The following is a 5,966-nucleotide window of genomic DNA, read 5'->3' on the forward strand; positions in this document are numbered from 1 at the left end:
CCCCGACTCCAGGAATTAAACTCACTCCCTTTTCCCCTTTATAAAACTCCCCAAACCCCTTGATTTATACTCACAATTTTGCCTCAATAATTAACATCATCTACCGCAACCAATTATGGCTGAAACAGATATTAGTAGTAAGAGATTAATCGCCCGGTCTCCCAATGGAAAATAAAAATATGATTGGCTGGTATATCCCGTAGTCGTTAATATTTTCCCTCCCCTCTCCGACGTCACCATTCCCACCTGCTATCAATCCACTATAATGGGATTACAAGCTCGGCAAGACTATCGAGTCATTAACCTCTGGTAAATCGACGTTGAAGTAGCCTTTCAACCGGACCTAAAGGCTCTCCTGCCCTTAGCACCCGTGATGAAAGGCGGCGGAAACGAAACCATATTGCGCCGTGCCGCCCAACGACTGCAAACAGAAGAACGGGGAGAAAATTTACAACAAGTGTTGGGAATTTTTGCTACATTTGTATTGGGCAAAGAGTTAGTGGAGCGAGTTATGAGCTTAGAAGCACAAGCATTACGAGAATCTGTTTGGGGTCAGGAAATTTTCAAGGAAGGCGAATTGCAGCTCCTACAACTTCCGATCCGTAGTCCGTTTCGCGAGGTACCCGAGTCGATAGAACGGAATTTACAACAGTTGAATTTGGAGCAAATCGAGAACTTTGCCGAAAGGCTGATGTATGTCAATTCCTTGGATAAACTGATGGCATATTTAACTCCAAAAAATCCCAATTATACTAGCAGCAAAACCGAGCAAAAAAAATAGCCCGCGTAGGCGGGCTATAGCGCTGTCGCCCCGGGCTTCCCTAAAGCCTTTGCCTTGGCGCGATTTCAATCCCCCGCCTCATTCTTTTAAATACCCCTTTTCCATTGCCTCCTCAATTATCTGCTGAACCAAAGGCCATAATGCCGGAATCCCCTCTTGTACCGGACTCATGCGATCGCGAACTTGAGCCGCATTAATGCCATGCATCTTCCAAGTTGCCCCCTCAGTTTCTCGGTTTTGCAACAACGGTTGCAAGCGATCGAGTGCCGTTGCAAACTGTGCATTTGCCGTGGCATTCTCCTCAAACTCCTGCCACAATTCCCGCAACTCCAACCCCTGTAGTGCTGGCAAAATTCCAAACAACTTTTCCGCCGCCTCAGCTTCCCGCGCCGCCTTATCCAAATTGCCCTGTAAGTCATAACAAAACGTATCTCCCGCATACACTTCCACCAAATCGTGAACCAGCAGCATTTTTATCACCCGCAATAAATCCACCGGTTTAGGGGCATACTCTTGCAACAGCATCGCCATCATCGCCAAATGCCACGAATGTTCGGCACTATTTTCCTGACGCGAACCATCCGCGAGCAAGGTCTGTCGCAGCACCCCCTTAAGTTTATCGATTTCGATCGCAAATTGAATTTGTTGCCCCAGTCTCTCATCCATGCCCCTCAAACCTCCACAAAACGCATCTTCCTTCGCGAGTCACGAACCGATATGGCAAAATCTTAAAATAGATCCATCGATCTGTAACCCGTTCACCTTCTTGAATAATTAATGACTTCCACCATTCCCAACCTACCGAGTCAATACGACCCCAAAACCACAGAAGCGAAATGGCAGGACTTCTGGGAAAAACAGCACTGTTTCACCGCTGACCCCAACCACCCAGGGGAACCCTACTGCATCGTCATTCCGCCCCCCAACGTCACCGGAAGCTTGCACATGGGTCACGCCTTCGAGAGTGCCCTGATCGACGTCCTCGCCCGCTATCATCGCATGAAAGGGCGCAACACCCTGTGGCTACCCGGGACCGATCACGCCAGCATCGCAGTGCAAACCATCCTGGAAAGACAACTGCGCGAGGAAAAGAAAACCCGCCACGACATCGGGCGGGAAAAATTCCTCGATCGCGCCTGGAAATGGAAAGAAGAATCCGGTAACACCATCACCAATCAACTGCGCCGCCTTGGCGTCTCCGTGGATTGGACCCGCGAACGGTTTACAATGGACCAAGGCTTATCCCAAGCAGTCCTCGAAGCCTTCGTCAGCCTTTACGAAGAAGGACTAATTTATCGCGGTAAATACATGGTAAACTGGTGTCCCGCCAGTCAATCCGCCGTTTCCGATTTAGAAGTCGAACCCAGAGAAGTCAACGGGCATTTGTGGCATTTCCAATATCCTCTCAGCGACAGTTCCGGATATTTGGAAGTCGCAACTACCCGCCCGGAAACCATGCTGGGCGATACCGCACTCGCCGTCAATCCCAACGACGATCGCTATCGCCATTTAATCGGCAAAACCTTAATTTTGCCCATTATGAATCGCGAAATCCCGATTATTGCCGATGAATTAGTAGACCCGGAATTTGGAACCGGCTGCGTGAAGGTGACGCCCGCCCACGACCCCAACGATTTTGAAATGGGGATGCGGCACAATTTGCCGTTTATCAACATTATGAATAAAGACGGTTCCCTGAATGAAAATGCCGGACCATTTCAGGGACTCGATCGCTTTGCGGCGCGAAAAGCAGTGGTCAAACAGTTTGAAGAAGACGAACTGCTGGTGAAAGTGGAAGATTATCATCATACCGTGCCTTATAGCGATCGCGGTAAAGTTCCCGTAGAACCCTTAATTTCTACTCAATGGTTCGTCAAAATCGAACCCCTATCCACTCGCGCCCTCAATTTCCTCGACCAGAAAAATTCCCCGCGCTTTATTCCCGATCGCTGGACCAAAGTGTATCGCGATTGGCTGGAAAAACTGAAAGATTGGTGCATCTCTCGTCAACTGTGGTGGGGACATCAAATTCCCGCTTGGTACGCCGTCAGCGAAACCCACGGCGAAATCGCCGACAATACCCCCTTTGTAGTGGCCAAAAGCGAAGCGGAAGCCACAGAAAAACTGCAAGCCAAATTTGGCAAAACCGTCCAGATTCAACAAGATCCGGACGTGCTAGATACCTGGTTTTCCTCCGGATTGTGGCCCTTTTCCACCCTCGGATGGCCCTCCCAAACGGAAGATTTGCAAACCTACTATCCCACCACCACTCTCGTCACCGGATTCGATATCATCTTTTTCTGGGTGGCCAGAATGACCATGATGGCGGGTCATTTTACCCAACAAATGCCCTTTAAAGATGTTTACATCCACGGATTAGTGCGGGATGAAAATAACAAGAAAATGTCGAAATCTGCCGGGAATGGTATCGACCCCCTGTTGCTGATCGACAAATACGGCACCGACGCCTTGCGTTACACTTTGATTCGGGAAGTGGTGGGGGCCGGACAAGATATTCGGTTGGAATATAACCGCAAAACCGACGAATCCGCATCGGTAGAAGCGTCGCGCAATTTCACCAATAAATTGTGGAATGCGGCGCGGTTTGTGATGATGAATTTGGATGGCAAAACGCCGCAGCAGTTGGGGAATCCCCCCGGAGTGCGCCAGGTTCAATCCGAAGCGATATCCACCGTGGTACCGCCTCGCGATCGCCACCTTGGACCGGACGAACAGTTAATTGAAAATCGCGCCCCTACTCTGTATCCCACCCCCACGGCGACAGAAGGAACTCAAACCCAAGCCACGCCTGCGCCCACCATCGGATCGGCGACGCCCACCGTAGAAGGCGCAACAGCCGCCGTTTCGGCGCAAACTGCTGCAGATAGCACCTTGGAATTGAGCGATCGCTGGATTCTGTCGCGCTATCACCAAACCGTACATCAAACTTGCGAGTATATCGATAATTATGGCATGGGAGAAGCAGCGAAAGGCTTGTATGAATTCATCTGGGGCGACTTCTGCGACTGGTACATTGAATTAGTCAAGTCCCGCTTACAGGGAGAAAATGCAACCTCCCGACAGGTGGCACAGCAGACCCTCGCCTACATACTCGAGGGGATTTTGAAATTGCTGCATCCGTTTACCCCCCATATCACCGAGGAAATTTGGCATACCCTGACGCAAACTGGGGACGAGAAATCCTTAGCCCTGCAACCCTATCCGGAAGCAGATGCGAAGTGGATCGATAGCGCCCTGGAATCGGATTTTGAGTTGTTAATTGGTACGATTCGTACCATTCGCAACTTGCGCGCCAAGGTGGATATTAAACCCAGTGCCAAGATTAAGGCAATTTTGCAAAGCGATAGCGAGAAAGAACGGGAAATCCTCACCAGTGGGGAAGGGTATATCCAGGATTTAGGCAAAGTAGAGGAATTGGCGATCGTTCCTGCATTGGAGAAAGCCCCGGAAAAAACCATCGCCGGCGTGGTGGGAACTGTGCAAGTGCTGGTTCCCTTGGCGGGGGTGGTGGATATCGACCAACTGCGTGCAAAAATCGAGAAGAATTTAGGTAAAGTAGAGGCAGAAGTCAAATCACTTTCCGGTCGTTTGTCGAACCAGAATTTTGTCAACAAAGCGCCTGATGAGGTGGTTCAAGGAGCGCGAGATGCCTTGGCGGAGGCGGAAAAACAAGCAGAAATTCTGCGCGATCGGCTTCGGGAATTAGGCAGTCAATAATCCTGCCTTGTCTGGGGTGAATGATGAATGAAAATTTATCGTTCACCCCCGCCTTTTCGATGTAGAATTGAGAGGCGATCGCTCTAGCATCGAGTCTCAATTCTTCCCCCACATCTCTGCTGTGTTTTTACCCCGGTTTTTCATCATGCTCTATTTAGCCCAGGTGCAAAAAAAAGGATTTTTAGGCAAAACTGGATTGCGACTGCTCGCCTGCCAAAAACCGGGAGAAATTTGGGTATTAATGGCTGAAAAGGAAGAAGTATTTGTCACCGAATCTTCGCCCTTATCGGAAGGGGTTTTAGTGTTGGTGGAACTTTCTCATCAAGGTCAAATTCGCTCAGTCAAAGAAGCCACGGAATGGGTAATGAGTTTGGTGGAGAAATACTTGAATAAAGGAATCACGCCGGAGTTTTTGCAGTGGCAAACCGAAGAAATCGAAAACTGGCGACAGTCCCTAACCTTGCAAAGTCAGGAACTTTCCCGACGAGAGTTAGACTTGGAAGCGCGCCGCGACCAGATTCAAGAGTTAGAAGATAAGCTAAAACAAGAGCGCCGACGATTAGAAGCGCTCAGCCGAAAATTAGAATCGGAAAACAAGGAATTGCATTAAATTTACAAATTGTTCTCGGCATTTTCACGGATCTAGCTACCGAGAGGTACTCAGTGGGGATCCACTTTACAGAGTCGGTGTCGAGTATGTAGCCATGATTCGGTTATGGTGTCGAATTGGATAGTTGGGGCAAAAAATTCTCCAGATCGCCCTCTTACAAGACGATCTCCAAACTCACGGCACCTTTTTGTTACTTATATAATTCAAAATGTATTCAATTGTATGTAGACAAATATTCTACAAAAGTTTATATATAGTTTGTGGAAAAATTATTAACATTTCACAAAAATTGAAAGTGAACTCCGATCGAATGGATATTAAAAAACGTTTTGGAAAAGCAGTAAGACGACGCCGTAAAGAACTGGATATTTCTCAAGAAGTGCTGGGGGAAATGTCAGATCTTCATCGTACCTACATTTCTAGCATTGAACGAGGAACTCGCAATCCTTCACTGGAAAACATTACCAAAATTACGGAATCACTGAATATTTCCATTTCAGATTTTTTTGCAAAATATGTGAATCCCCCAAATGAATAATCATAATTGGTTTTCTGAATCTGATACAGGAATTCAACTGAACAGCTTAGTAATCTATGAAGAATTGTACGAAGATATTTTAGACAAAATAAATCAGGGTCATTCTGTAGAAGATATATTAAAATGGATTGAAGAAAAAGCGGTTGAAGTTTGTAAAGAAAACTACAACAACAGAGAACCTACTAGAAATTCACTGAATAATTCTAAAGGCAGATGGAATGAATCGATAGCCTTAAGTTTTTTTTCGGAAATCGCTATAGAAAAAAACAAACAAAATACCCCATATTTTGTGGGGATTT

6 protein-coding genes are annotated in these 5,966 nt (G+C 47.4%); 5 read left to right on the plus strand and 1 reads right to left on the minus strand.

Annotated elements, in window-relative coordinates; translation table 11 throughout:
- Positions 1 to 373 precede the first annotated feature (373 nt).
- Positions 374 to 781 (plus strand): DUF4351 domain-containing protein, encoded by a 408-nt coding sequence (locus AC0QH1_RS01145; protein WP_324628907.1) that lies wholly within the window; start codon positions 374 to 376, stop codon positions 779 to 781.
- Positions 782 to 859: 78 nt separating this feature from the next.
- On the opposite strand, the gene AC0QH1_RS01150 is transcribed toward AC0QH1_RS01145, so the two are convergent.
- On the minus strand, positions 860 to 1,447 hold the full coding sequence (locus tag AC0QH1_RS01150) for an HD domain-containing protein (protein WP_324628897.1): 588 nt from the start codon (positions 1,445 to 1,447) through the stop codon (positions 860 to 862).
- 111 nt (positions 1,448 to 1,558) lie between these two features.
- Between AC0QH1_RS01150 and AC0QH1_RS01155 the strand changes: the two genes are divergently transcribed.
- From AC0QH1_RS01155 to AC0QH1_RS01170, 4 genes are all read left to right on the plus strand, one after another.
- The gene (locus tag AC0QH1_RS01155; RefSeq protein ID WP_324628899.1) at positions 1,559 to 4,519 is read left to right on the plus strand and encodes a valine--tRNA ligase; all 2,961 of its coding nucleotides are present in this window, start codon (positions 1,559 to 1,561) and stop codon (positions 4,517 to 4,519) included.
- A 145-nt stretch (positions 4,520 to 4,664) separates the two neighbouring features.
- Positions 4,665 to 5,129 carry a hypothetical protein gene (locus AC0QH1_RS01160; protein ID WP_324628901.1) on the plus strand — a complete coding sequence of 155 codons (465 nt, stop codon included), beginning with the start codon at positions 4,665 to 4,667 and terminating at the stop codon, positions 5,127 to 5,129.
- A 295-nt stretch (positions 5,130 to 5,424) separates the two neighbouring features.
- On the plus strand, positions 5,425 to 5,667 hold the full coding sequence (locus AC0QH1_RS01165; protein WP_324628903.1) for a helix-turn-helix domain-containing protein: 243 nt from the start codon (positions 5,425 to 5,427) through the stop codon (positions 5,665 to 5,667).
- On the plus strand, positions 5,660 to 5,966 hold a 307-nt coding region (locus AC0QH1_RS01170), incomplete at its 3' end, for a Cfr10I/Bse634I family restriction endonuclease (protein ID WP_324628906.1). The genes AC0QH1_RS01165 and AC0QH1_RS01170, both read left to right, overlap by 8 nt.

The organism is Phormidium sp. CCY1219 (genome assembly GCF_055795085.1).

Excerpts from the sequence above, each read along its gene's own strand:
- AC0QH1_RS01145 (WP_324628907.1), top strand. The coding sequence starts at position 374 with ATGAAAGGCGGCGGAAACGAAACCATATTGCGCCGTGCCGCCCAACGA.
- AC0QH1_RS01160 (WP_324628901.1), top strand. The coding sequence starts at position 4,665 with ATGCTCTATTTAGCCCAGGTGCAAAAAAAAGGATTTTTAGGCAAAACT.
- AC0QH1_RS01150 (WP_324628897.1), bottom strand. The coding sequence starts at position 1,447 with ATGGATGAGAGACTGGGGCAACAAATTCAATTTGCGATCGAAATCGAT.
- AC0QH1_RS01155 (WP_324628899.1), top strand. The coding sequence starts at position 1,559 with ATGACTTCCACCATTCCCAACCTACCGAGTCAATACGACCCCAAAACC.